Origin of the sequence: Streptomyces poonensis (assembly GCF_014650915.1) — a bacterium.
GTDB lineage: Bacteria > Actinomycetota > Actinomycetes > Streptomycetales > Streptomycetaceae > Streptomyces > Streptomyces poonensis.
In genome coordinates this window covers 167,282-192,578 of record NZ_BMVW01000014.1, presented here as the reverse complement: position 1 = coordinate 192,578, position 25,297 = coordinate 167,282, and the positions used below count along the sequence as shown (strand labels likewise).

Below are 25,297 nucleotides of genomic sequence, written 5' to 3'. Positions count from 1 at the left end.
AGCACCCGGCGGAGCACTGGGCTTTGCGCCGTGCACCCGCTTCGATCACGCCACCTTCACACGTGGCACACCGTTCCCTCCGGGAAATCGGTATGAGATGTTCCGGTCTCTCCGCACTCGCCGTTCCGCGGCGCTTCACAGGAAGACCACCGGTGCCCGCCCCACCACTCAACGTTCGCGCAAATTCGCGGAATGTCCAAGTTTGAGCCATTTCCCCTCTGGGTCTAGACGAAAATGATCACCTCCTCGGAAACTTGTGCGCGTTTTGATCTTCTTTTGACTCTCTAAAAAGGAGTGGGCGTGCATCGCCACAGATCCGTCGACCCGCTACCCGGTCGGCCTCCCCGCCGCGGCAGGGCCCGGGCCTTCGCCCTTCCCCTCGCTCTCGCCCTCCTGACGCAGACCGCCGTCACCCTGGGTCTCGCCCCGGCCGCCTCCGCCACGGAGACGGACGCCGGAACCGCCCCGGCCCCCTCCGCCGCCCAGCAGGAGGAGTCCGAGGCCCTCGTCACCGCCGAGGCGCAGGGCCGGCGGATCGAGGTCGTCGGCGCCCGGACCGAGCACACCACGGTGTGGGCGAACCCGGACGGCACGATGTCCGTCGAGTCCTCGGCCGGCCCGGTGCGCTACCGGGAGAACGGGCGCTGGGCCGACGTCGACCTCACCCTGGTGCGGAACGCGGACGGCTCGGTCGCCCCGAAGGGCCACCCGGGCGACCTGCGCCTGGCCGGCCGGACCGGCGCGGCCGGCGGCGACCTGGTCACCCTGGGCGACGGCGACCAGCAGATCTCCCTGGGGTGGAAGGGCGCACTGCCCAAGCCCCGGCTGGACGGCACCGAGGCGACGTACGACGACGTGATGCCGGGCACCGACCTGGTGGTCCGGGCCACCCGGACCGGCTTCGAGCAGTTCCTCGTGGTCGCCGACCGGGAGGCGGCGGAGCGCGCGGCGTCCATGACGCTGCCGGTCCGGGCCGAGGGCCTGAAGGCCGCGGAGAGCGCCGACGAGGGCCTGGTACTCACCGACGCCGACACCGGTGAGGAGGTCGGCCGCACTCCCACCCCGTTCATGTGGGACTCGTCCACCACCCACCCCGACGCCCCGGGCAGCCGGACCGCCCGTGTCGACCTGGACGTCACCAAGCGCAACGACGGCTTCGACCTGTCCGTGGAGGCCGACAAGGGGTTCCTGGCCGACGAGGACACCCAGTACCCGGTCACCATCGACCCCGCCGTCTACCTCACCAGCAACCTCGACACCGAGGTCCACGAGGGTGACACGAGTGACCACTCCGCCGACTACGGCCTGAACGTGGGCCGGGAGTATCAGAAGACTCCGGCCCGCGCCTTCATCAACTTCCCCCGTGAGTACAGCGACGTCGACATCACCGGCCAGGACGTCGTCAATGCCGAGCTGAACCTCTACTCGCTCTGGTCCGACGTCTGCACGCCCCAGTCCTGGGAGATCTGGGAGACGGGCCCGGCCACCGCCTCCACCACCTGGGACACCCAGCCGGTCTGGCGCACCCAGGCGCGCACGTCCACCCAGACCTTCGGTCACGACGACTGCGGCCCCGAGTGGCTGAACGAGGACGTGACCACGCTGGTCCAGCAGTGGTCGAAGACCAGCAGAGCGATCGACACGATCGGTCTGCGCGCCACGGACGAGGACAACACCGACGCGTTCAAGATCTTCGCCTCCTCGGACAGCGAGTTCACGCCGTCCCTCCTGGTGACCTTCGAGCCGGTCACCGCCCCGGAGAAGGACCACGTCGAGTACTGGACCGACGTCCTGCAGGCCACGTACCGCGAGTTCGGCGGGGCTCCCGGCCCGCTGGCCCGGGCCGGCGCCATGGTGCACGGGGCGGTCTACGACGCCGCCAACGCCGCGCGGTGCGCCGAGGACGAGCTGCTGTGCCTCGGTGACGCCTACCTGGTGAAGCCGACGGCCTCCAACGGCGCCGTGCCGGACGTCAACAGCGCCGTCGACCAGGCCGCCCACGACGTGCTGACCTCCGTCTTCCCCGGTTACGACTTCAGCGACGAACTGGCCGCCGCGCGGGCCACCGTCCCCGCGGCGGTCACGGCCGCGCAGCGGGCGGCCGGCGCCGAGATCGGGCAGAAGGCCGCGGCCGCCATGATCGCGGACCGTGAGAACGACGGCTCGGCGGCCGTCGAGCCGTACTACGGCTCGGAGGAGCCCGGATACTGGCGGCCGACCCTGTTCGACGCGACTGGTGCCCCGGTCCCCGGAGCGACCCCGCAGTGGGGCGGCGTCAAGCCGTTCGGCATCCTCTCCGGCAGCCAGTTCCGCACCGCGGGACCCGGCGGCCACACCTCGATGAGCTCGCTGCTCGCCAGCCCCGAGTACGCCGCCCAGGTCAACGACGTGAAGGCGCTCGGCGGCCATGACTCGACCGAGCGGACCAAGGACCAGACCGAGGCGGCCAAGTTCTGGGCCAACGACCTCAACGGCAGCTACAAGCCGCCGGGGCAGCTCTTCGAGCACACCCAGATCCTGTCGGAGCAGCAGGGCGTCTCGATGGCCGGCAACGCCAAGCTGTTCGCCCTGGTCTCCTTCGCCATGGCCGATGCGGCCATCGTCGCCTGGGACATGAAGTACCGGACGGACATCGACCTGTGGCGTCCGGAGACCGCCATCCAGAAGGACGGCGACGGCAACGACGCCACCGAGCCGGACGAGGACTGGACGCCGCTCCTGGTGAACCTCATGGGCGCCAAGTTCAGCCCGTACTTCCCCGCCTACGTGTCCGGCCACGCCACCTTCGCGGGCGCCTGGGAGAAGGCCGTCCAGGAGTGGTTCGGCACCGACGACATCGGCTTCACGGGCACCACGGACGACCAGTTCGCGATCGGTGTGACCCGCCACTTCGACAGCATCTCCGAGGCGGCGCTGGAGAACCAGCGCGGCCGGGTCTGGCTCGGCGTGCACTACGACTGGGACGGCGTCGACGGCCGGAAGGCCGGCAACCAGGCGGCCTCCTACATCGCCGACCACACCATCCGGCCGAACACCGCGGACACCTGGGTGGCGTACGAGCAGGTGCACAACCTCAACGGGTGTGCGGCCCTCGGCGAACGCCTGGTCGCCGAGCACCGCTGGAACGAGTACCGGTGCACGCCCACCGAGGACCCCGAGCACACGCTGTACGTCAGGTGACCGGCCGATGAGGAGAGAAGACAGCATCATGCGTGTGCGCAACAGCACTCGGAAGGGCGCCCGGCGCGCCACCGTCGCCCTGGTGGCGGCCTGCGTGGCCGGAGCGGTCGCCACACCGCTGGCCATCGCCGCGGCCTCGTCCGGGACGTCCTCCGCGGCGTCGTCCGAGGACCAGGCGGCGGGCCGGAGCGACCTGCTCCTTCCCGTCCCGGGCGCCACCCGTATCTCGGACGACCCCTACATGCCGTTCCAGATGTGTGCGAGCCCCGCTGGTGACCCGGTGGTCGCCGACGGCGCCCCCACCTTCGCCGCCACCCTGGAGTCGGTCGCCCCGCCGGGTACGGTCGAGCCCGAGCAGCCGGGTTCGCGCCGGAAGGTGACCTTCGAGCTGGAGAAGGCCGACGGCAAGCCGGTGCTGCACCAGCAGCTGCTGAGCCCGAGCAGTCACAGCTTCGTCTACAGTCCGCCCGCCCGCACCCTGGACGACGGTGCCTACCGCTGGCGGGTCCAGGTGAAGGACGGTCCCCGGACCTCCGGCTGGACAGACTGGTGTTCCTTCACGGTGAAGGGCGCCTGACCTCCGCCCGGGGCCACCCGTACGGCGGGGCCGCCGGAACGAGCGTGCTCGTTCCGGCGGCCCCGCGTTCCCGCGCCCGGCTCAGCCCTGCCGCAGCGGCGGCGTCGCGACGGGAATGCCGTAGGCGGTGTCCCCGCCCCGCCCACACCGCCCTCGCAGGAGACGCCCACCGGTCCCCCGACCGTTTCCCGACCGCGGCGGCCTCCGCGCATCACTGCGGAGTCGCCCCGGTGGGAATCGCCGACGTGGACCAGGCCCGCCACCGTCTCCCGCAGCGGTGCTGCCGCTGTACCGGAACCCGATGGCGGGCGGGTTCGTGCGTCCGTGGCGCAACGCGGCGGCGGCCGGCTCCTGAGGGCGGGCGACACCGTCGCCCGAGCCTCGCGGGGGTCCGACGCCGGCGCCGGGGAGAAGACCGACGGCCAAGGCGCCACCCGCTCACCGGCGCGCTCGGACTTCTCCTGGCCGTGCCGGCCCCACCACCTGCTCCGTGTCCGCCTCCGTGACCGCCGGGGCCGGCGGCCAGGTGCCCGGCGCGAGTATCCCGAGCGCGTAGGCACGGGCGACCAGTTCGGTGCGGTTGGCCGCGCCCCAGCGGACGGACAGGCGCCGCAGATGGTAGGTCACGCCGTCCGTGGTCAGGCCGGTCGTGCGGGCGGCCTGTGCCGTGGTGGCGCCTCCGGCGAGCAGGGCGAGGATGCGGGCCTGGACCGGCGCCACGCGGACGGGCGGCTCGGCGCAGGGCGTCCGCTCGCCCAGCACCCGCAGCATCACCAGCAGCGTGGGCGTGGCGTCCGCGGAGTCGCTGACCGGGTCCGCCGTCAGCTCCCCGTGCCGTTCCGCGCCGCCGGGCCCACGCCAGCGCACCGCCACCTGGTACCGCGACCGGTGCCTCAGCCGCAGCGCCTGCGCGATCCGCGCCACCTGGCCGGCCTCGCGCGGGCTGAACAGCTCCAGTACGTCCCGGCCGCGCAGCCGTCCGGGTGCCGTCCCGCACTCCGCCGCCATCGCGGGGTTGGCCAGCAGCACCGCGCCGTGCACGTCGCAGACGGCCACGGGCACCGCCACCCGGTCGAAGAGGGTCAGGGCGCGGTTGCGCCACACCACGGCCTCCGCCCGGTCCGGTTCCGCCTGGTCCATTCGCGCCCGATTCGCCTCCATCAGCACCTCCCGCCTGCCACGGCGGGCCGGCCGGGGGCAAGGGCGACACGCCTGTGCGTCCTACACAATCATGTAGTGCGGTGGCGCGGACCGGTGGGCCCCGTCGAGCACTCTGGAGGGCAGTACATCCGTACCGCGAAAGGCAGTTGTCGCGCCATGCCCCCCACCGCGCCCACCCCCCTGTCCGCCGACGCCCGTCCCGGCGTCCCCGTCGTCGACATCTCCGCCACCGGCCCCGGCCGGGCCCCGATCCAGCAGGTCATGGACCTGATGCGGGAGCACGGCCCGGTGCTGGTGCGGCGGCTGCACGGGCGGGACACCCTGTTCGTCGCCGACCTGGACCTGGTGACCGAGCTCGCCGACGACCGGCGGTTCGCCAAGCACATCGGGCCCGCCCTGGAGAACGTGCGCGCGTTCGCCGCCGACGGGCTGTTCACCGCCTACAACGACGAGCCCAACTGGGCGAAGGCCCACGACGTCCTCATGCCCGCCTTCGCACTCGGTTCGATGCGCACCTACCACCCGGTGATGCTGCAGGTCGCCCGGCGGCTCGTCGGGGCCTGGGACCGCGCCGCCCGCTCCGGGCGGCCGGTGGACGTGCCCGACGACATGACCCGGATGACCCTGGACACCATCGGGCTGGCCGGCTTCGGCTACGACTTCGGCTCCTTCACCCGCGACGAGCCGCATCCCTTCGTCGCCTCGATGGTGCGCTGCCTGGAGTGGAGCATGACCCGCCTGGCCCGCGTCCCGGGCCAGGACCACTCCGCGGCCGACGCGGCCTTCCGCGGCGACGCCGACTATCTCGCGCAGGTCGTCGACGAGGTCATCGCCGCCCGTACCGCCGGTGCCGAGTCCGGCGGGACGGGCGGCGATGACCTGCTCGGTCTGATGCTCACCGCCCGGCACCCGGCCGACGGCACCACCCTCGACGCGGCCAACATCCGCAACCAGGTCATCACTTTCCTGATCGCGGGCCACGAGACGACCTCCGGCGCCATGTCGTTCGCCCTGTACTACCTGGCCAAGCACCCGACCGCGCTCCAGCTCGTGCAGCGGGAGGTGGACGAGTTGTGGGGCGACGCGGCCGATCCGGAGCCGACGTACGAGGACGTCGGCAGGCTGACCTTCACGCGTCAGGTGCTCAACGAGGCGCTCCGGCTGTGGCCGACGGCCGCCGCGTTCAGCCGGCACGCGCTCGAGGACACCGTGCTCGGCGGCCGGATCCCGCTGCGGGCCGGGCAGGGCGTCACCGTGCTCGCCCCGATGCTGCACCGGGAGCCCGTCTGGGGCGACAACCCCGAGCTGTTCGACCCCGCCCGGTTCACGCAGGAGGCGGAGGCGGCCCGGCCGGTGCACGCCTTCAAACCGTTCGGCACCGGTGAACGCGCCTGCATCGGGCGGCAGTTCGCGCTGCACGAGGCGACCATGCTGCTGGCGATGCTGGTCCACCGCTACCGGCTGCACGACCACGCGGACTACCGGCTCACGGTGAAGGAGACCCTCACCCTGAAGCCCGACGGCTTCACGCTGACGCTCACCCCGCGCACCCCCGCCGACCGCGCCCACCCGCCGCTGCCGGGCAGCCGCCCCGCCCATGGCACCGGGGACCATGGCACCGGGAAGGCGGCCGCCCCCGCCGCCCTGCCCGCCCGGGTCCGCCCCGGCACCGGCGTTCTCCTCCTGCACGGCAGCAACTACGGCACCTGCCGCGAGTTCGCCGTCCAGCTCGCCGACGAGGCCGCCGCGCTCGGCTGTGAGACGCAGGTGGCGCCTTTGGACGCCTACGCCGGAGGTCTGCCCGCCGACCGGCCCGTGGTGATCACGGCCGCGTCCTACAACGGCCGCCCCACCGACGACGCCACCGCCTTCGCCGCCTGGCTGGAGGGCACCCCCGCCCTGGAGGACGTTCCCGATCTGACGGACGTCACCTACGCCGTCCTAGGCGTCGGCGACCGCAACTGGGCCGCCACCTACCAGCACGTCCCCACCCGCATCGACGACCGCCTCGCCGCCCTCGGCGCCACCCGGCTCCTGGACCGCGCCGCCGCCGACGCCTCCGGCGACCTGACCGGCACCGTCCGCGACTTCACCGCCCGGCTGCGCACGGCCCTCCTGGAGCGGTACGGCGACCCCGAGGCGGCCCCCGGCACGGACCACGAGGCCGCGGAGCCCACGGCGGCGTACGAGGTCCGCACCCTGACCGGTGGTCCGCTGGACGCCCTCGCGGAGCGGCACGGACTGGTGCCCATGACGGTCACCGAGGCCCATGACCTCACCGCCCCCGGGTATCCGCGCCGCAAGCGCTTGGTACGCGTCGCCCTGCCGGAGGGCGTCACCTACCGCACCGGCGACCACCTCACCGTGCTGCCCGCCAACGACCCGGACCTCGTGGAGCGCGCCGCCGCCGCGTTCGGCGTGGACCCCGACGCCGTCCTCGACATCCGTGCGACCCGGCCGCGCCGTGACGGCCTGGCGGTGGACCGGCCCCTGACCGTGCGGCAGCTCCTCACGCACCACGTCGAGCTCCAGGAGCGCCCCGGCGCCGACCGGCTGGCCGCCCTGGCCGCCGCCAACCCCTGCCCGCCCGAGCGTGCGGCCCTCGCCGCCCTCCCCGGCGACGACCCGCGCACCCTGGTGGAACTGTTCGAGGACCACCCCGCCCTGCGCGGCGCCCTGGACCGGCCCCGGCTGCTGGAGCTCCTCACCCCGCTGCGGCCCCGGCATTACTCCGTCTCCTCCTCCCCCGCCGCCGACCCCGGCCACGCCGACCTGATGGTCTCCGTGCTCGAGGCCCCGGCCCGCTCCGGCAGGGGCACCTACCGGGGCACCGGCTCGGGCCACCTCGCCGCCGTCCGGCCCGGCGACACGGTGTACGCCCGCGTCCAGCCGTGCCGGGACGCCTTCCGCGTCGACGGCTCGGCACCCGTCGTCATGGTCGCGGCGGGCACCGGACTGGCCCCGTTCCGCGGCGCGGTCGCCGACCGGGTCGCGGCACTCGCCGCGGGCGCCCAACTGTCCCCCGCCCTGCTCTACTTCGGCTGCGACACGCCGGACGCCGACTTCCTGCACGCCGCGGAACTGCGCGGCGCCGAGGCCGCGGGCGCCGTCTCCCTGCGCCCTGCCTTCAGCGCACTTCCGCAGGGCGAGGTGTGCTTCGTACAGCACCGCATCGCCGCCGAGGCCGACGAGGTGTGGGACCTGCTCGAAGCGGGAGCCCGGGTGTACGTCTGCGGTGACGGCGCCCGGATGGCTCCGGGCGTGCGGGAGGCGTTCCGTACTCTCTACCGCAAGCACACCCCGGGCGTCAGCGGGCAGGACGCCGAACGGTGGCTCGACGCGCTGGTCGCGGACGGGCGCTATGTCGAGGACGTGTACGCGGCCGGCTGACCGGGAGGACGGCCTGGATCGGTCCCCGGACGGACGGGACAGGCCGCCCGTGATGCCCCGGCCTCCCCTCTCACTGCGCCGGTCGAGTTCGGGAGTCGAGTTCGAGGAGCGCCCACCGGAGCGTTTCACCCCGCGCGGGGAGTGGCGGAGGACGACCGGTGTGTGCGGGGACGGACCGCCCCCGCACACGTCCGTGGGTCAGTCCACGGTCACCACGTTGCGCGGGGCCTCCGCCAGGCGGGCGAACGCGGCGCCGAAGTTGCTCTCGACCTCCGCCTTCTCCGCCGTGTTCGGATACGGGTTCTTGCACGAGACGCCGGCGCTGGAACCCGACATCAGGCTCGTGCAGGGGCCGGGCTTGCGGTCCGGCAGGCCCAGGATGTGGCCGAGTTCGTGCGCTGAGATACGGACCGTGTCGTAGCCCTGGTTGACGGCCTGCCGTCCGATGTAGACAGTTCCGTTGCCGAGTGAGGTGGTCAGGGCCCGGGGCCAGCCGTTGTCGGCCAGGATCCGGATGTTGGCGCGTTGACCGGCAGCGGCCGGACGCAGTTCGACGCTGTCCACGCTGGCGTTCCAGATCGCCGCACCTTGGTCGACGGCGGCCCTGAACTCCGCCGAGGCACTGGCGTCGTAGGTGACGACGCGGGCTGCGAGGGACTGCGCGCCGGAGCCTGTCGGTGCTGCGTACGTCTGGCCGCCGGCCAGGGTGAGAGCCACCGTGAGGGCGGCGGTGAGGCCATGGGCTAATGCGCGTGCGTACATGGTCGACCTCCCGTGGGGGGTTGGCGTGCTCATGTCACGTACTGCCGGGTTCCTTGCCCACGGCCGGCGCGCGTCAATCCGTCAATAGGCGTGAGCGGTTCCGAGCCGGCGCCCCGCCCCGGGGGGCGCGTCGGTGCCGCGCTCAAGGCACTCCTCGTCGACACTCCACGACACGCCGTGTTCTGCCGCCCGGGTCACGGTCACGGCCTCCCGCGCCTTCGCCGCCTACGTGATCGGGGTGTTCCGCGCCGCACAGAGAGGGGAACGCCTACGCCGCTGCCGCCGGCACCACGCCTGCGGCTCACGCACTCGCCCAGCACGCCATACATCTGTCACCTGGAGGTGCGCCAATGCAACGCGGAGCGATTGGTGGGTGCAGCTCAAGGCGCCGGGACCGTACCGCCCCGGCGGCGTACGGCGCCGCCGGGGCGTGCGAGACGGACGGTCATGGGTTCGACCCCGTCAGGAACGCGAGCCGCGGATCGGTGAGGTTCGGAGCGATCTCGATGATCTCGGCCGAGACGACCTCGTGGGCGACGAACGGGTCCGCCGCAACGCGTTGCCGCAGGTCGTCCAGGGTCGTGTCATGGGCCAGCACGGCACCGCCCTGACCCGGCTGAACGCCTCCGACCAGCAGGAAGACCCCGTCACTCATGCCTTGCTGGATCCATTCCTGATGGCCCGCCATGTAATCCGGAGCCTGGCTTCTGTTGGCCCCGAAGCGGAGCAGGACGACGAACACTGGTTCTCCTTCGTTTGCTGGTGGTGTGGTCGGTCGGCTCAGCGACGGGAGCGCGGTGACGCATGATCTGCGAGGCGCTCGTCGAGCCAGCCATGGAGGCGGTCGACCTCCCGCTGCACGAACTCGCCGTCGTGGAAGGCGTTGGACAAGGTGGCGATGCCTTGACTGAAGGCCAGGACGTGCATCGCGAGATCGTCGGCTTCTACCGTGAACCCGAGCGCCTCGAACTGTTCCCGAAGCCACGTCCGGAACAGCTCGAAGACGGCGACAGCCTGGGAGCGCGCGGGGTGATCGAGTTTGGCGAGTTCGTTCGTGAGGGTTCCGACCGGACAGCCGTAGTTCTCAATGTCCGCACCGTTGGTGATGACGATCTCCACGAACCGTCGCACCCGCTCAGCGGGGCCCGGCTCGTCCCGTTCCCACTCCGCGAGCATCGCGCGCGTACTGTGGAGCCGGGCCTCGATGACCCCGATGAGGATCTCGTCCTTGGTCTTGAAGTGGTGGTAGAAGTTGCCCCGCGAGATGCCCACCGCCTCGGCGATCGCCGCGAACGACGTGTGCTCGAAACCGTGCTCGTAGAAGAGCCGGTTCGCAGCATCGACGATCTGTGCCCGCGTACTTGTGCTCCCGGCCACCGCACGACCTCACAGTCCTCATCCAGTCAGTACTAGGACAGGCGTCCTAGTCGTGGGCGCTACTCTAGGACAAGCGTCCTAGAGGGCGTCAAGGATGAGCGAGGGCGGGCGGTGTCGACAACGTCATGGCTCGCACCAACTGGTGGCGGGGCTGCGCCGGTTCGGTGCTTGGCCACGGGTCTTTTCTCACCGGGGCGCGGCGGTGGGGTGTGTCAGCGCGAAGACGAGCCCGGCGAGGGCACAGGCTCCAGCCGACAGCAGCAGGGACCACCCGGTGTCCGCGGCTGCGGCGGCGCCCATGAGCGCGACGCCGAGGGTGGCGCCGACCTGGCGCACAGCGTTGAGCAGACCACCGGCCGCGCCGGCGGTGCCTTCCGGTGCGGCGCTGATGACGGCCGCGACGAGGGCCGGCAGAACGTAGGAGACACCGAAGCCGGTGAGCACCAGGCCCAGCGCCAGCCAGTGACAGGCGCCGTCGGCGAAGACCGTGCAGGCGAGGACCGCGCCGCCCGCGGTCAGGAGAGCGAGGCCGGCCAGGATGGGGCGCCGGGGGCCTGTGCGAGCCACGATCCTGCCGGTCAGTGGCGGGTTGGCGGCGAAGGGGACGGTGAGCGGCAGGAACGCGAGCCCGGTTTCCAGCGGACTCAGGTGCCGCTGTTGCTGCAGCAGCAGGGGCAGCACGAACAGTGCGCCGGCCAGCGCGAAGCCGGCAGCTGCGGCGGCCAGCAGGCCGGCACGTACTTGCTTCGACCGCAGCAGGGCCCGGTTCACGACCGGCGCCTGGCTTCTGCTTTCGAGTACGGAGAATGCCAACAGTGAGACCACGAGTCCCGCCGACGAACAGACCGCGTGGCCCCAGGCCCCGGCTCCGGCGGCGATCAGCGCGTCCGTGAGGAGCGCCAGCACCACTGCGGCGGCCAGCTGGGCCGGCCAGTCGACGCGGTGGCCGCTGCGCGGACAGGCCACCGAGCGGGTCCAGGTGAGGGCCAGCACCACCGCTCCGAGAGGCACGTTGATCAGGAACACCGCTCGCCATCCGGCTGCCCCGACCAGGGCGCCTCCGGCGATCGGACCGGCCGCGACGGCCGCGCCGCTGATCGCGGCCCACACCGAGACCGCGCGCGCTCGGGCGGCCGGCTCCGGGTACAGACGGGCGATCATCGCCATGGAGGCGGGCACGCACGCCGCGGCGGCGGCCCCCGATATCGCCCGCAGAAGAAGCAAGGCCCACAGGCCGGGGGCCACGGAGCTGAGCAGGGACGCCAGACCGAACACCGCGATGCCGGACCGGAAGAGCCGCTCCGCGCCGAACCGGTCGGCCGCTGCTCCCGCCGACAGCAGCAGCGCCGCGAACGCCACGGTGTAGCCGGTGATCGCCCACTGCAGTCCGGCCATCGAGGTGCCCAGGGACGATGCCAGATCGGGCTCGGCGACCGACAGCACCGTGGTATCGAGCAGCACCATGAAGTAGCCCAGCGAAATGCCCGTCAGCGTGCCGGCACGCCGTCTCCTCGCCGCGGGAGGGATCGCGGATGCGGTCGGCTTCACATGAGTCATGGCTGAACAGCCTCCTGAGCGATGGGAGATGCGGGAGAGACGCGGTCCACTGTGGTCGCTGCGGATCCGGGGCTCCACCGGCGCATTCGCACGTCCCGTTCGGAATTTTCGAACGCTCGGATGTGTTCTGCCGTCACATGGAGCTGCGCCAACTCAAGGTGTTCGAAGCCGTCGCCGAGCACCGGACCGTGACCGACGCCGCCGTCGCCCTCAACCTCGCCCCTTCATCTGTCTCGCAGCAGATCCGGGCCCTGGAAACCGCGCTCGGCGTGGCCCTGTTCGTGCGTAGTTCCAAGGGGATGGTGCCGACGTCCGCCGGGCAACGGCTGCGCCGCTGGGCACGCTCCCTGCTCGACACCGCCGAGCAGGCCGTCCGCGACGTCCGGACCGAGCGCTTGAGGCTGCGGCTCGGCGCGCTGGAGACCCTCGCCGGCTCCCACGTTCCTGTCGTCCTGACCCGGCTGGCCGAGCGGCGGCCCGACATCGACGTCGATGTGCGCTCCGACCGTGCCCGCCAAGGGCTGTTCACCGATGTCATCGCGGGGCGGCTCGACGCGGCCCTGCTGCTGGACGCCGGCGAGGACGTGGGCGGCCTCGGCTTCCCCACCCCGGCCGAACCGCTGACCTTCGTCGATCTCGACCCGGTCCCGCTCGCGCTGGTCGCCGCCCCGACGCACCCACTGGCCGGCCGGGCCGAGCTGTCCCCAGCCGACCTCGACCGCGAGCGGCTCCTGGTCAACGTTCCGGAATGCTCCTTCTGGATGGCCGGCGACCGGATCCTCGGCGCCGGCCCCGAGCGGGTCCGGGCCGGCGGGGTGACGGTGATGCGGGCCTGGGCCGAGCACGGTCTCGGGATTTCGCTGCTGCCGCACTTCGCGGTCGCCGACAGTCTCCGGGCCGGCACGCTGATCCGGCTCGGCCTTCCCCTGCCGGACCTCAGCCTGCGCCTGGTCTGGCGGGAGGACCGCGAAACCCTGCCCGGCCTGCGGGACATTCTGTACGCCGCGGTCCGCCCGTACGCGCACGGCTCCCTGCCCCGCGGAGAAGAGGACGGCCCGGGTCCACGCGCGGGCGCGGTGCTCACCAGCGAACCAGATGCGCGACGGGCCGACGTGGGCTACTGATCTCTTCTGGCTGTTGTCGGGTGGTGGTCGGTCCGAGGCCGGTGCCCGTGAGACAGCCGGAAGAGATCAGTGGTCTCCTTGCAGGAGCCACGCGGCGACGTCCACGTCACTCAGGTGCACGGATTCGGAGAGCACCACCCCGGTAGTGGTGTCCCCCAGCTCTGCGAGGTGCTCGATGACCTGCTCCAGGTGGTGCGCGTCCCGTACCGCGATCGTCAGCTCGTAGCAGTTCGCCCCGGTGACGTGGACGCACGACAGGACGTGACCGATAGCCAGAAGCCGGTCGCGAAGGACCTGCGGATTCCGGGAGGAACCGTGCCGGGGACGCAGCGAGACGTGCGCCCGGAGGCTCAGTCCCAGCCGATCGAGGTCCAGATGGACGCCATAGCCCTTGATCACACCGTGCTCCTCCAGGCGCCGGATCCGCTCGGCGACCGCCGGCCGGCTGAGGCTCACACGGCGGCCCACCTCGGCGAGGCTGATACGGGCGTTGCGGGAGAGCTCGCGTATGAGCGCGAGATCCACGGCGTCGACACCAGACGATCGGGAGACAGACACGCCAGACCACCTTCTGTTTGACGGCTGGAGCTGCGGTATCCCGTCGAAGTGGCATGGCCGGACGGACAGCGGCAGCCTACCGTGATCGCTCATGAGAGCTACCGTGCTGGAAGATGCCGGACGCGTCCGCCTCGTCGACGTCCCCGACCCGGTGATCGAGCAACCGGGCGACGCGCTGGTGAGGGTCTCCCTCGCCGCCGTGTGCGGATCCGACCTGTGGCCGTTCCGAGGTCAGGAGGCGTTCACGCCGGGTGACCGCATGGGTCACGAGTGGATCGGGGTCGTCGAGGAGGTCGGCGCGGACGTCACCCGCATCCGGCCGCGCGATCTCGTGCTCGCGCCGTTCGCCTTCTCGGACGGTTCCTGCCGGCAATGCCGCGACGGACTGTTCACCTCGTGTCCCAACGGCGGCTTCTGGGGCGGCCGTCATGACGGTGGGCAGGCCGAGGCCGTGCGTGTGCCGTTCGCCGACGGCACCCTCGTCCCGGTGCGTACGGACGCGGACGCCGAACTCCTGCGCCGGCTGCTTCCGCTGACGGACGTCATGGCGACCGGGGCGCATGCCGCTGTCCTGGCCGATGTGCGGCCAGGGTCGGCCGTTGTCGTCCTCGGGGACGGCGCCGTCGGGCTCTGCGCCGCCCTCGCCGCCCGCCGCGCCCGAGCGGGACGTATCTTCCTCGTCGGCCGCCACCCTGAACGCAGCGACCTGGCCAGGCGCATGGGGGCGACCGACATCCTGGCCGCAGACGACCCCGCGACCATTGGATTCATCCAGGACGAGACCAAGGGCGGTGTCCGCAGCGTCGCGGAGTGCGCAGGGACCCAGTCCGCGCTCGACCTCGCGACCGAGCTGGTCCGGCCCGGCGGCATCATCGGCTCCGTCGGCGTTCCCAACGGCGTGGACCGCGTCGACCTCTACCGGCTGTTCCGCCACAACATCGCCCTGCGGGCCGGGGTCACCCCGGCCCGCCGCTATCTGGAGCCCCTGCTCGCAGAAACCCTCGCCGGGCAGCTGGACGCGTCACCAGTGGTCTCGGCCGAGATGTCCCTGGAGGATGTCGCCACCGCCTACCGGGCCATGGACACACGTCAGGCGATCAAGATTGCGATCCGCCCATGAGCCCGACCGTGCGGAACCCCGCGCCGAGCGGAGCCACAGCACACCCGGCGTCCGCCGGTTCGAGCGCCCTCTGCTGCTACGGGCCGATGTGCAGGTGGGACGTCCAGAGTGACGGCCGTTCGGGCTCTCGCTCGCGCAACCGGGACATGGCGTGGTGGAGGGAATCGGCGACGGTTGCCTGCTGATGCGTCGTCAGGTGGTCGTAGAAGGCCGACACCAGGCGGGTGTTGGCCTGATCGGTCACCTGCCAGAGGCTGCCCACCAGATGACTGAAACCGGCGAGCTGGAAGGCCGACAGGAGGTTGACGGACTCGTCCGGCAGGTCGAGGCGGTTCCGAGCGGTGCCGCAGGCGGACAGGAACGCCAGTCCGGCCCGGTCGGTGCGGGCGGCCGCGATGTCACCGATGTGGAGCCGACCGTCGTGCAGGACGAGGTGGCCCTCGTGATGGCGGCCGGCGTCGTGTCCGGCGTGGCAGGCCACATGGACGATGTCGTGGTCCGGGAGGGCCGTCATCAGGTGTTCCCTGGTGGCTGCCGGGCCGTGCAGCAGGCGGGCGCGGGGGAAGGAGCCGGTGAGCAGGGCCGCCTCCTCGTCGGCGGCCGGCAGGTCCGGCGCGCCGGGAGTCCGCGGCAGGGTGACCCCGGCAGGGTGACCACCAGGGGACGGCTGTCCGGGCCGGGTCGCCAGGGCCGGAGACGGCCGAGGGCGTGGACGGTGGGGGTGTAGGACGACACCACGAGGGAGAAGGCACTGCCCTCCTCCCGGCGTTCGGCCATGTGCAGCGGGAAGTGGCTCAGCGGACCGGTGGGACACCATCACATGCGCGGTGGAGCGGCACCTTCCCGCGGACCGCCGAGGTCGTCCCGCAGGGCGTCGAGCACGGGCCCCACGACGGTGTCCCAGAGAAGAGCCAGCCCCGTGCGCAGGGAGTACTCGCCCAGGCTGCGGCGGGCCGGGGTGACCGTGTGGTCCAGCGCCAGTTCGGCACCGCCGAGCAGATCCCGGCCGAGGCGCCGGACGGCGTCGAAGGTGAACCCGGGCAGCGGCAGGCGGCGGACGCCCTTCCGGGTGACGAGCAGGGCGTCGGAGCCGTAGCGGCCGAACACCGGGACGGCGACGGGGCCTTCGCGGCAGGCGGCGAGGATCTCCTCCAGGCGCGGCGGCTGAAGGAGATTGCCGAATCCCGGTACTCCTTTGATCTCCTCGATCAAGTGCCGTCGTTCGTCGGCGAGCCGGTGGCGCCGGTCGGCGTCCGGCACGGATCGCAGCCGGACCGGCAGCTCCTCCAGGGCCGTGGCGAGGCGCGGGGCGCCGGCCCGCAGCCGCTCCAGGTCCACGCGCACGGCCGACGTCTCCGCGTGCAGCACCCCGCGTCCTTGCTCCAGCAGTTCCAGCGCGCGGGCCGGTGAGCCGTCGGCCGGCGCGCAGGAGGCCGCCGGCGTGGGCAGCAGCGCGTAGGAGGAGAGGCGGCGCTTCCGGTCGCCCGACCGCAACTGGCAGCCCGCGAGGTCGGGCAGCAGGCGGACCGCGAGGGCGAGATCGTCGGCCGCGTTCGGCCAGTCCTCCAGGACGATCTCCAGTTTGCCGGCGTACCAGGCGCTCTCGAGGCGTCTGTGCACGTTCTCCGTCGTGGATCTGGCGACCTCGCGCAGCAGGGTCGCCGCCTCCCGGGCGTCCGCCGCGTCGCCGTAGTCCACATACCGGTTGTTCAGGGCCGTGCCCAGCAGGTGACACCGGGAGGCCCGTTCGGAGGGACTCACGGCGGCGGCCAGACCGTCCCGGAGGACGGCGACGGCCTCGGCCGGCACGGCGGGGTCGCGGGTGCGGGTGTACTGCTCGGCCAGGCTGTCGGCCAGCGCCTGCAGCACCGCACCCGTCGGCCGGCCCGCCGTACCGGTGTGGGCCTGCCGGCTGAGCCGGAGGGCTTCGGCGAGGTCGGCCGACCCGTCGTGTGCGGGTCCGCCGGACTGGGCGCGCCGCAGGAGCCAGCGGGCGAGGTTGGCCTGGACGGTCGTCTGCAGTTCGGGATCGGTGTCCGGGTTGAGGGCGGCTTGGGCCGCGCGGCCCAGGCCGACGATCTCGTCCAGTACGGCCGGGTCTCGACGCCGGCCCTGGAGGCCGGCCAGTGCCTCGAGTTCGTGACCGAGGTTGTTCAGTTCCCGGGCACGGGCGGGGTGGTCGTGGGGCAGTTCGTCGACCAGCGCACGAGACAGGCCGACGGCCTCGCGCAGCGACTCAAAGTCGCCGTGGTCATCGTGGCGCAGGCGCAGCAGTCCGGCGAGATCGGACACCGCGTCGGCCCGGCGCGGATGGTCGGGCGGCAGCCCCGTGGCCACCGTACGGGCCAGGTCGATGGCCTCGGTGAGTACGCGAGGTTCGGGGCGCAGGGTGTAGGCGTGCCGCAGGGCTTCGCACAACCGGGCCAGATGGTGGAGGCGGTCGGGAGAGCCTTCCGGTGTCTCGGCCACCAGTCGACGGGCCAGGCCGATCGCTCCGTCGAGGAGTTCGGGGTCGGAGTGGTCCTCGTGCAGCAGGAGCAGGGGTGTGCACGCTGTTGCCCATGGACCGCGCCCGGTGGTCCTTCCCCTCCGCCATGACGATGCCCAGGTGCAGCACCGCGGCCGCGCCCAGCATGGCTCTGAGCGGCCCGGTGGGTGGAAGGTGACAGCGTTCGGCTGCGCTGGTCAGGTGGAGGGAGGGCGGGCAGTGTCATCCGGCCGGTTTCGGGTGAGGTCGGTGGCGGGCTCGGTCGCGTAGCGGCTCATCACGTGGAGGGTGGCCTGTGGCGTCAGCGGCTGGCCGCCGGCGCTCACGTTCTGGAGGTCTCGGAAGTACTGCACGTACAGGGCAGGGGTGAACGTGCTGAGCATGACGGCGGGTCGGTCGGTCAGGTTGGCGAAGGTGTGCGGGACGCCGGGCGGGACCATGACGAGCGTGCCCGGGGTGGCGTCGTAGTCCGTGTCCCCGACGGTGAACCGCACGGTGCCGGAGACGATGTAGAAGCCCTCGTCGTGCCGGGCGTGGCGGTGCTGCGGCGGTCCGGGGGTGTGCGGGGCGAGGACGGACTCGGCGATGCCGATGCGGTGCTCGGTGCGGCTGCCGTCCTCGAGGATGCGCATGCGCGTGGTGCCCACGACGATCCTCTCGCCGTCGTCGGGACCGACCACCGATACGGCGGGGGTGGCCTGCGGTTCACTGCTCTTGGCTTCGTCGGACATGCTCCCAGTGCACCGCCGGGGCGCTGCGGCTGTCCAAGATCCGTTCCGTGACGCCGATACCTTAGGGGTATCGTTGCAGCGTGGAGCTACGTACCCTGCGCTACTTCGTGGCCGTCGCTGAGGAACTCCACTTCGGCCGGGCCGCCGCTCGACTGCACATGAGCCAGCCGCCGCTGAGCCGGGCGATCAAGCAGCTGGAGACCGAGGCCGGTGCCCTGCTGTTCACCCGCTCGCCTGCCGGCGTCACGCTCACCTCCGCGGGCGCGGTGCTGCTCGACGAGGCGCGGGCCCTGCTCGAGCACGCCGACCGCGTCCGCGCACGTGTGAGTGCAGCGGCCGGCGCCGCCACCCTCACCGTCGGCATCCTGGGCGACAGCACCGACCCGGGCATGACCAGGCTGGCCGCCGCTTACCGCCGGAGCCACCCCGGCATCGACATCCGCATCCGCGACACCGACCTGACCGACCCGACCTGCGGACTGCGCGCCGGGCTGGTCGATGTCGCCCTGACCCGGGCGCCGTTCGACGAGACCGCCCTGACGGTGCGTGAGCTGCGCAGCGATCCGGTCGGCGTGGTCGTGCGCGCCGACGATCCGCTGGCCCGCCGCGACCGGCTGCACCTGGCCGACCTGGACGACCGCCGCTGGTTTCAGTTCCCGCAAGGAACCGACCCGATCTGGCAGTCGTACTGGAACGGCGGCAAGCCACGCGAGGGCCCAGTCGTGCGCGTCGTCCAGGAATGCCTGCAGGCCGTGTTGTGGAACGGCACCGTCGGCCTGGCCCCGCTCGGACACGACCTGCCCGCGCAGCTGGCTACGGTGCCGCTGGCCGACCTGCCGCCGAGCCGAGTGGTGACGGTATGGAACGAAGGCGACACCAATCCGTTGATCCGGTCGTTCACCGACATCGCGACAGCCGCATACCGCCACTGAAAGCGCCTTTCCATCGGCACTGCCGCACCTCGCTCGTGACCGAGCCAAGCGCCGTGGGCCGCCGACCGACCGGATCAACGGGTTGGTGCCGTCCTCGTCCAAGGAAATGACACCGCGGTGGCCGTTGGCGGTCGCCGCATGTCCCCGTGCCGCGCTGCCGGCCACGCGCGCGGGTGGCGACCTCGGTGGCCCCGATCGTGACGAACCGGCCGCTCGGGGCGTGGAGCGTGGACCTCACTTCGGGGGTGGAGGACCTGCAGCAGCTGCTCGAACCGGCCGTCGCGGGCCGCGGCCAGGAAGGCCTGCACCACCTCGCGTTGCTGTCGTCGGCCGCTTGCCGACTGCCGGGCTGCCCGTACTTTCCTGCGGGCGCGGCTGGTGAGCATCTTGGTCGCGTCGGCGGTTGCGCCGAGGATGGTGCCGATCTCCCCGTGGGGCACGGCGAACACGTCGTGCAGCACGAATGCCAGTCGTTCCGCCGGGCGCGGCGAGTCGAGGACCGTGAGGGGCGGAGGCCGACGGAGTTCCCGAGCGCCACGAGGTCATCCGGGGCAGGCGCGTCGTCGAGCGTCATGGCGTACTCGGGCAACCGGTCGTCGAGGGCGACTTCCGAGCGGGTCCGGCCCGACCGCAGGACATCCAGGCTGAAGCGGCCGACCACGGTGGTCAGCCAGCCGCCGAGGGTGTCGGTGGTTTCGGTGGTGTCGGTGTCCTGGCGGGAGAGACGCAGCCACGCCTCTTGGACCCCGTCCTCCGCGTCGGCGTGTGATCCCAGCACGCGGTGGGCGACGCCTGTGAGCCGGTCGCGGTGGGCCTCGAAGGCATCGGCGATCGATCGGATCCGTGGGACGGGCGCCGGGCATGTTCTTACCTCCCGGGAAGCTGCCCCGTCATGCCGTTGCACGATGCGGCCCGGTCGCTGCTCCACGAGTTATGGCCGAGCAGCGACCGGGCCGCGTCGTGCGCCGGTGCCGTCGCCGTGACGGGGCCACCTCAGGCCGGAGACGACCGGGCCTGGCGGCGGTGATCAGACCGACGCGGTCACGCGGCCGGCAGCGTGCGCCTTATGACGGCTGCTGTGGTGCCGGTGGGTGAGCAGGAAGGCGAGCAGGCCGAGCGCGGTCATCAGGGCACCGGCCACGGCGAGCACCGGGTAGTGGGTCGTCCGGTCGAGGACGAGGCCGCCGATCGCGGAACCCAGCGCGACACCGGAGTTGAACGAGGCCGCGGCCAGCGCGGAGACCAGGGCCGATGCCGTGCCCGCGACGTTCAGGACATAGGACTGCAGCGGCGGCACCATGCCGAATCCCGCGCCGCCGAGCACGACCAGCAGCACCAGAACGGCGGGCAGGACAGAGCCCAGCGCCCACAGGGCCAGCAGTCCGACGATCAGGAGGGCGAGGATGACGACGACCGTGCGGGTCACCGACCGGTCCGCGTAGCGGCCGCCGAGGGCGTTGCCGGCGATCAGGCCCGCCCCGAACAGCAGGAGCAGCCAGGTCACGGAGCCGGCGGACACACCGGTCACGGACGTCAGGTAGGGAGCGATGTAGGTGTAGACGACGAACAGACCGCCGTAGCCGAGCGCGATGGCGAGGAACGTCGTCCACAGCGCCCCCTTGCGCAGGACGGCGAAGCCGCGGTCCGCGGAGGCGTCGCTGTCGGCGGCGGCGCGGGGCAGCAGCAGCCACATGGCGAGGATGCCGAGGGCGGCCAGGGCCGAGACGACCCAGAAGGAGGCTTCCCAGCCGGCCGCGCGGCCGACCACGTTGCCGATGGGGACGCCGATCACGTTGGACACGGTGAAACCGGTGAACACCACGGCGATGGCCATGGCCCGCCGGGAGGGGGCGACGAGACCGGACGCGATGGTGATCGCGGTGCCGAGGAACCCGCCGAGCATCGCCCCGGCGAGCGCCCGGGAGACGGACACCACCAGCAGCGAGCCGCTGAGCGCGGTGACGGCGTTGGCGACGAGGAACACCAGGGCCAGGCCGATCACCAGCGGCTTGCGGGGCAGGCGGAGCGTGGCGGCTGCGACGACCGGGCCGCCGATCATCGCGCCGAGCGCGAAGCTCGTGGTCACCCAGCCCGCCAGGGACACCGAGACCCCGAGATCGTCGCTGATGACGGGGAGCAGGCCGTTGGGTACCAGCTCCGCCGTTCCCAGGGCGAAGGCAGTCAGAGCGAGGGCAATGATGGGGAGAGGCATGCCCCGATAGTGAAAGGTGCGCAGGTCAGCTACCAGTTCCCGCTTGCTGCGCTCCCTGCGGAGGGTGTCACTGGCAGGGATATGGTCGGCATGTGGTCGCGTCCCGCCGCGAGCCGTACGGTTGAAGTATGAACAATCCGGGTGATCTGGCTGTGTTCCTCCGCGCCAAGCGTGCCGCCCTCCCGCCGGAGGCGACCCCCCTGAACGGCTTCGGCGTCCGCCGCCGGGTGCCCGGCCTGCGCCGCGAAGAAGTCGCGCAGCTCGCCGGGGTCAGCGTCACGTACTACACCCGCCTGGAACAGGGCCACAGCCGCCATGCCTCCGACGAGGTCCTGCTCGCGCTCGCCCGGGCGCTGCAGCTGTCCGTCACGGAGACCGAGCACCTGCTGGACCTGGCCCGCGCCAAGCGCCCCGCCGCCGCACCGGACTCCGCTCCGGAGGCGGCCGGCCCGAGCGCACGCGCCCTGCTCGACCTGGTCGCCGTACGGCCCGCGGTCATCCTCGGCCGACGCAACGACGTCCTGGCCTGGAACGACCTCGGCCACGCCCTGATCGCCCCGCACCTGCCCGCCGACGCCCCCGACGACCCCGCGACGCGGCCTTCCCTGCCCCGCATGCTCTTCCTCGACCCCCAGGCGCGCGCCCTGTACCGGGACTGGAAGCAGGAGGCCGCCGACTACGTCGCCTACCTGCGGCTGATCAGCGGCAAGTACCCGGACGACGAGGTGCTGACCCGCATGATCGGGGAGCTGTGCATGCGGGACGACGACTTCTCCGCCCTGTGGGCCTCCGGGCGCGTCGGCGAATGCGTCGCCGGTACCAAACGCATGGTGCATCCCCGGGCCGGCGAGATCACCGTCGACTTCCAGCTGTGGGCGCAGTCGGACCGGCCCGAGCAGCGCATCGAGATCTACGAACTGCAGGACGCCCCCGACAGGGCACGCACCAGTGCCTTGCTGGACGTGCCCGTCGCACCCGTGTTCTGACTCCTCGGGTCCCCGTCCTGCCCGCGGACCGAGCCCGCTCGCGCTGACCGGTCGGCAGGGCCGGCTCGACGCTGTCGGGGATCTTGGAGTTTCCCGGCGCGCCATTATGATCAGCGGGCATGCTCGGGGCTGGGGCTGTTTCGAAGATCGATCCAGTTGTCGAGATGTCTGTTGTCGCTCCGCTCCGTTGCGGTGAGCAGGTCCCGGCTGCGGACGCCCGGGTCGGGATACGAGTGCGCGCAGGCGGCGGCCGACTACCGGCGCTGATGGCCCAGGCGCCCCTCGCGCCGGCCGTCCACGCCCTGCCGGCCGGCGGCGTCCGGCTCGGGGGCGATGTACACGACGCCATCCTCACCCCGGCCGACATCCGGCTGCTTCTGGGCGACGTCAAGGGCCACGGCCCCGGGGCCGTACCGCCGGCCGCCACCGTCCAGACCGCCTTCCGGCACACCGCCGCCACCGAAGGCGACCCGGCCCGTCTCATGAACACCCTCGGCCTCACCCTCACTCCCTCCCCGGGACGCTATGGGCGCTATCTGCACCTCCTCGACCCTCTCCGCCACCACCAAACACCCTCCGACCGCTGGACCGCCCGCGAGCTCGACACCGCCGTGTACTGGGCCGGCACCAACCCTGGCCTCCCAACACCCCAGAACAAACACCCACCCCGACCCCGCCCCGACCCCGCCCCGCCCCCGACCGCCCGCCCGCCCGAGAGCACCGGCGCACATCTCGGTGCCCCGAGCAGGTGGCACAGGCGCGATCGCCTGACGTGGCAAGGGTGCTCAGCAGGTCAGCGTGCTGCGTAGTCGGGGAGGCGGACCGCCCGCGTGCGGGTCTTCTCCGGGGCGTCGGCGGCGAGCATGTCCAGGACCTCCTGGGTGGGGGCGGGCATGAAGAACCGCTCCGCCCCCTCGCGCCCCACGGCCTGGTGCTCGGTGACGAAGGGCCGCATCGCACTCTCGTAGGCTCTGAACGCTGCCGTGTGGTCACCGCCGGCCTGCGCCAGCTCGCCGGCCAGCACGTACGCGCCGATCAGGGCCTGGGACGTACCGCGTCCCGACGTCGGAGCCGCGCAGTAGCCGGCGTCTCCGAGCAGGACGACCCGGCCGCTGGCCCAGGTGTCCATCATTACTTGGGCATTGGCGTCGAACCAGAAGTCCTCGGCCGTCCGCATCTCAGTCAGCAGCCGCGGGATCTCCCAGCCCTCTCCGGCGAACCGCTCGGCCACGATGCGCTGCTGCTCGCCGGTGTCGTGGCGGTCGTACTCCAACTCCTCGGCGGTGAAGTGCAGGGCGGCCCGGGCCCGGCCGTCCAGGTCGCCGGCGAACACGTTGGCCGCCTTCCCGGGGGACACGTACAGCTGCCCGGTTCGGCGCAGACCCAGATAGTTCGGCAGGCTGAAGATCGCGGTGTGGATACCGAGTGGGTGTACGAAGCGTTCCTCGGGGCCGAAGACCAGCGCCCGGGTCCGCGAGTGCAGCCCGTCGGCGCCGACCAGCAGGTCGAACCGGCGCGGCGGCCCGTTCCCGAAGGTGACGTGAACGCTGTCGCCGTCCTGCTCCACTGCGGAGATGGAGTCACTGAAGAGATACTCCGCTCTGTCCTGGGCGGCCGCGTGCAGCAGCCGGGTCAACTGCCCCTTGGGCACCTCCAGGTCACCGGCGAAGACCGCGGCCGGCAAGGTGACGTACTGCCTGCCCTCGGCGTCCACCATCGCCGCGTCGCCCATCTGGGTGTCCAGCGCCCGGACCGGCTCCAGCAACTCCATCCGGTCCAGAACGTCGAGGGCTTCACCGCGGAAGTCGACGGCGTAGCCGCCGTGCCGGACCTGCCGGGCGCGTTCGATCACAGTGGGCTGAAAGCCGTGACGGTCCAGCCAGTAGGCGAGTGCCAGGCCGGCCACGCCGGCACCGGAGATCAAAACCTTCTTGTTCATCGTCATGCATACAACGTACGAACTCATCCACTGGCTTTGAAGTGCTACTTTGATGAAAGCGTCCTAGTACATAAGAGATATGGTGCACTAGTGCACCATGGTCCGGACCTCACTCGGCAGAAGGGTCGGCCATGCCCCAGCCCCCGTACGCGCGGATCGCGGGAGAACTGCGTCACCGGATCGAGACGGGCGAACTCGCTCCCGGTGAGCGCATGCCGTCCACCCGGGCGATCACCCAGCGGTGGGGCGTGGCCATGGCCACCGCCACCAAGGTGCTGGCCACGCTGCGGCACGAGGGCCTGATCAGGGCCGTGCCCGGGGTCGGGACCTTCGTCCGTGAGACCACGCCGCAGGCCCGCTCGGCGAGGTCCCCCGCCGACGATGCGGCCGTGCGGACCCGCATCGTCCGCGCGGCGATCGCGCTCGCCGACGCCGAGGGAACGGCCGGGCTGACGATGCGACGGGTCGCCACGGAACTCGGGATGCCGACCATGTCGCTCTACCGGCACGTCGCGAACAAGGACCAGCTGATCGCCCTGATGGTGGACGCGGCCTTCGCCGGCGAGCCGCTGCCGGCCCGGCCGCCGCAGGGCTGGCGGGCCCGGCTGGAGCTGTCCGCGGCCATCCAGTGGCGCATTTATCAGGCCCATCCCTGGCTGGCCGCAGCCCTCAATCTCAGCCGCCCTCTGCTGGTGCCGCACGGCATGCGGCACATCGACTGGGCCCTGGCCGCCCTGGACGGCCTCGGACTGGACGCCGACACCCGCATGCACGCGGCCGTCACCCTCTTCGGATACGTCCGAGGCCAGGCCGTCGACATGGAACCCGAAAAACGAGTCGCCCAGGCCAGCGGCATCACCGCGCAGCAATGGATGGACGCCCAGCACGACCGCATGACCACCCTGCTGGCCCAGGGCGGCCTGCCCCATTTCGCCTCCGCCGCCGCTGGAACCGACCTCTCCCCCGCATCACTCTACGAGTTCGGCCTCACCGCCCTCCTCGCCGGCCTCACCACACTCATCGACGCGGCGAACCCCGCAACACCGCCACCCAAGAACTTCGTTACCACTCCGCCCAGCGAAGCACCGACGACACCTCCACACCCAGCCGGCCCTCACGCTGCGGCATCGGGCTAGCACCTCCCCCGAAGGACAACGCACTCACCGGCCCGCACCAACGCATGGGGACCGCCAGAGCCAGCAG

General features: G+C 72.0%; 20 protein-coding genes and 1 pseudogene. 8 read left to right on the top strand and 13 right to left on the bottom strand.

Annotated elements, in window-relative coordinates:
- Positions 1-300: 300 nt before the first annotated feature.
- Positions 301-3,180 carry a DNRLRE domain-containing protein gene (locus IE242_RS28395; protein WP_189864186.1) on the top strand — a complete coding sequence of 960 codons (2,880 nt, stop codon included), beginning with the start codon at positions 301-303 and terminating at the stop codon, positions 3,178-3,180.
- Positions 3,181-3,214: 34 nt separating this feature from the next.
- Complete coding sequence (locus tag IE242_RS28390) at positions 3,215-3,757, top strand: hypothetical protein (protein ID WP_189864184.1); 543 nt, start codon at positions 3,215-3,217, stop codon at positions 3,755-3,757.
- 438 nt (positions 3,758-4,195) lie between these two features.
- On the opposite strand, the gene IE242_RS28385 is transcribed toward IE242_RS28390, so the two are convergent.
- Positions 4,196-4,918, bottom strand: coding sequence for a PAS domain-containing protein (locus IE242_RS28385; protein ID WP_229859558.1), 723 nt, complete (start codon positions 4,916-4,918; stop codon positions 4,196-4,198).
- A 156-nt stretch (positions 4,919-5,074) separates the two neighbouring features.
- Here IE242_RS28385 and IE242_RS28380 point away from each other — a divergent pair, with 156 nt between their 5' ends.
- Positions 5,075-8,308, top strand: a complete 3,234-nt coding sequence (locus IE242_RS28380; RefSeq protein ID WP_189864182.1) for a bifunctional cytochrome P450/NADPH--P450 reductase — start codon at positions 5,075-5,077, stop codon at positions 8,306-8,308.
- Between the two features lie 198 nt (positions 8,309-8,506).
- Here the strand turns inward: IE242_RS28380 and IE242_RS28375 are convergent, their stop codons facing one another.
- The 4 genes from IE242_RS28375 to IE242_RS28360 all read right to left on the bottom strand — a co-directional run bounded on the left by IE242_RS28375 (position 8,507) and on the right by IE242_RS28360 (position 12,004).
- Positions 8,507-9,070, bottom strand: a complete 564-nt coding sequence (locus IE242_RS28375; RefSeq protein ID WP_189864180.1) for a snapalysin family zinc-dependent metalloprotease — start codon at positions 9,068-9,070, stop codon at positions 8,507-8,509.
- A 445-nt stretch (positions 9,071-9,515) separates the two neighbouring features.
- Complete coding sequence (locus IE242_RS28370; RefSeq protein ID WP_229859551.1) at positions 9,516-9,812, bottom strand: YciI family protein; 297 nt, start codon at positions 9,810-9,812, stop codon at positions 9,516-9,518.
- Positions 9,813-9,850: 38 nt separating this feature from the next.
- Complete coding sequence (locus tag IE242_RS28365; RefSeq protein ID WP_189864178.1) at positions 9,851-10,447, bottom strand: TetR/AcrR family transcriptional regulator; 597 nt, start codon at positions 10,445-10,447, stop codon at positions 9,851-9,853.
- A 186-nt stretch (positions 10,448-10,633) separates the two neighbouring features.
- Positions 10,634-12,004, bottom strand: coding sequence for an MFS transporter (locus IE242_RS28360; RefSeq protein WP_189864176.1), 1,371 nt, complete (start codon positions 12,002-12,004; stop codon positions 10,634-10,636).
- Between the two features lie 137 nt (positions 12,005-12,141).
- Between IE242_RS28360 and IE242_RS28355 the strand changes: the two genes are divergently transcribed.
- Positions 12,142-13,128: a LysR family transcriptional regulator gene (locus IE242_RS28355; protein ID WP_189864174.1), complete on the top strand. Its 987-nt coding sequence runs from the start codon at positions 12,142-12,144 to the stop codon at positions 13,126-13,128.
- Positions 13,129-13,194: 66 nt separating this feature from the next.
- Here IE242_RS28355 and IE242_RS28350 read toward each other — a convergent pair whose 3' ends face one another.
- Positions 13,195-13,686, bottom strand: a complete 492-nt coding sequence (locus IE242_RS28350; protein WP_189864172.1) for an Lrp/AsnC family transcriptional regulator — start codon at positions 13,684-13,686, stop codon at positions 13,195-13,197.
- Between the two features lie 91 nt (positions 13,687-13,777).
- Here IE242_RS28350 and IE242_RS28345 point away from each other — a divergent pair, with 91 nt between their 5' ends.
- Positions 13,778-14,806, top strand: a complete 1,029-nt coding sequence (locus IE242_RS28345) for an alcohol dehydrogenase catalytic domain-containing protein (RefSeq protein ID WP_189864170.1) — start codon at positions 13,778-13,780, stop codon at positions 14,804-14,806.
- A gap of 76 nt (positions 14,807-14,882) precedes the next feature.
- On the opposite strand, the gene IE242_RS28340 is transcribed toward IE242_RS28345, so the two are convergent.
- The 3 genes from IE242_RS28340 to IE242_RS28330 form a co-directional block, all read right to left on the bottom strand.
- Complete coding sequence (locus IE242_RS28340) at positions 14,883-15,623, bottom strand: CHAT domain-containing protein (RefSeq protein WP_189864168.1); 741 nt, start codon at positions 15,621-15,623, stop codon at positions 14,883-14,885.
- Positions 15,623-17,275, bottom strand: coding sequence for a hypothetical protein (locus IE242_RS28335; protein WP_189864166.1), 1,653 nt, complete (start codon positions 17,273-17,275; stop codon positions 15,623-15,625). The genes IE242_RS28340 and IE242_RS28335 overlap by 1 nt, the downstream gene beginning before the upstream one ends.
- Positions 17,276-17,491: 216 nt before the next feature.
- On the bottom strand, positions 17,492-18,025 hold the full coding sequence (locus IE242_RS28330; RefSeq protein ID WP_189864164.1) for a cupin domain-containing protein: 534 nt from the start codon (positions 18,023-18,025) through the stop codon (positions 17,492-17,494).
- Positions 18,026-18,105: 80 nt separating this feature from the next.
- Between IE242_RS28330 and IE242_RS28325 the strand changes: the two genes are divergently transcribed.
- A complete protein-coding gene (locus IE242_RS28325) occupies positions 18,106-18,957 on the top strand; it encodes a LysR family transcriptional regulator (protein WP_229859549.1) in 852 nt (283 codons plus the stop codon).
- 84 nt (positions 18,958-19,041) lie between these two features.
- Here IE242_RS28325 and IE242_RS28320 read toward each other — a convergent pair.
- Together IE242_RS28320 and IE242_RS28315 are read right to left on the bottom strand one after the other, a co-directional pair.
- Positions 19,042-19,798: pseudogene (locus IE242_RS28320) on the bottom strand (sigma factor); the annotation flags it as partial.
- A 186-nt stretch (positions 19,799-19,984) separates the two neighbouring features.
- A complete protein-coding gene (locus IE242_RS28315; protein WP_189864162.1) occupies positions 19,985-21,169 on the bottom strand; it encodes an MFS transporter in 1,185 nt (394 codons plus the stop codon).
- 128 nt (positions 21,170-21,297) lie between these two features.
- Between IE242_RS28315 and IE242_RS28310 the strand changes: the two genes are divergently transcribed.
- Positions 21,298-22,155, top strand: coding sequence for a helix-turn-helix domain-containing protein (locus IE242_RS28310; protein ID WP_189864160.1), 858 nt, complete (start codon positions 21,298-21,300; stop codon positions 22,153-22,155).
- Between the two features lie 254 nt (positions 22,156-22,409).
- On the opposite strand, the gene IE242_RS38080 is transcribed toward IE242_RS28310, so the two are convergent.
- Together IE242_RS38080 and IE242_RS28300 are read right to left on the bottom strand one after the other, a co-directional pair.
- Positions 22,410-22,718 (bottom strand): hypothetical protein, encoded by a 309-nt coding sequence (locus IE242_RS38080; protein ID WP_229859546.1) that lies wholly within the window; start codon positions 22,716-22,718, stop codon positions 22,410-22,412.
- Positions 22,719-22,948: 230 nt separating this feature from the next.
- Complete coding sequence (locus tag IE242_RS28300; protein WP_189864156.1) at positions 22,949-24,100, bottom strand: FAD-dependent monooxygenase; 1,152 nt, start codon at positions 24,098-24,100, stop codon at positions 22,949-22,951.
- Positions 24,101-24,225: 125 nt separating this feature from the next.
- Here IE242_RS28300 and IE242_RS28295 point away from each other — a divergent pair, with 125 nt between their 5' ends.
- Positions 24,226-25,230, top strand: a complete 1,005-nt coding sequence (locus tag IE242_RS28295) for a TetR/AcrR family transcriptional regulator C-terminal domain-containing protein (protein WP_189864154.1) — start codon at positions 24,226-24,228, stop codon at positions 25,228-25,230.
- Positions 25,231-25,297 lie beyond the last annotated feature (67 nt).

What these genes read in the sequence shown, in the direction of transcription:
- IE242_RS28385 (WP_229859558.1), bottom strand. Translation starts at nt 4,918, where the DNA reads ATGGAGGCGAATCGGGCGCGAATGGACCAGGCGGAACCGGACCGGGCG.
- IE242_RS28380 (WP_189864182.1), top strand. Translation starts at nt 5,075, where the DNA reads ATGCCCCCCACCGCGCCCACCCCCCTGTCCGCCGACGCCCGTCCCGGC.
- IE242_RS28375 (WP_189864180.1), bottom strand. Translation starts at nt 9,070, where the DNA reads ATGTACGCACGCGCATTAGCCCATGGCCTCACCGCCGCCCTCACGGTG.
- IE242_RS28360 (WP_189864176.1), bottom strand. Translation starts at nt 12,004, where the DNA reads ATGACTCATGTGAAGCCGACCGCATCCGCGATCCCTCCCGCGGCGAGG.
- IE242_RS28355 (WP_189864174.1), top strand. Translation starts at nt 12,142, where the DNA reads ATGGAGCTGCGCCAACTCAAGGTGTTCGAAGCCGTCGCCGAGCACCGG.
- IE242_RS28345 (WP_189864170.1), top strand. Translation starts at nt 13,778, where the DNA reads ATGAGAGCTACCGTGCTGGAAGATGCCGGACGCGTCCGCCTCGTCGAC.
- IE242_RS28340 (WP_189864168.1), bottom strand. Translation starts at nt 15,623, where the DNA reads ATGGTGTCCCACCGGTCCGCTGAGCCACTTCCCGCTGCACATGGCCGA.
- IE242_RS28330 (WP_189864164.1), bottom strand. Translation starts at nt 18,025, where the DNA reads ATGTCCGACGAAGCCAAGAGCAGTGAACCGCAGGCCACCCCCGCCGTA.
- IE242_RS28315 (WP_189864162.1), bottom strand. Translation starts at nt 21,169, where the DNA reads ATGCCTCTCCCCATCATTGCCCTCGCTCTGACTGCCTTCGCCCTGGGA.
- IE242_RS28310 (WP_189864160.1), top strand. Translation starts at nt 21,298, where the DNA reads ATGAACAATCCGGGTGATCTGGCTGTGTTCCTCCGCGCCAAGCGTGCC.
- IE242_RS28300 (WP_189864156.1), bottom strand. Translation starts at nt 24,100, where the DNA reads ATGACGATGAACAAGAAGGTTTTGATCTCCGGTGCCGGCGTGGCCGGC.
- IE242_RS28295 (WP_189864154.1), top strand. Translation starts at nt 24,226, where the DNA reads ATGCCCCAGCCCCCGTACGCGCGGATCGCGGGAGAACTGCGTCACCGG.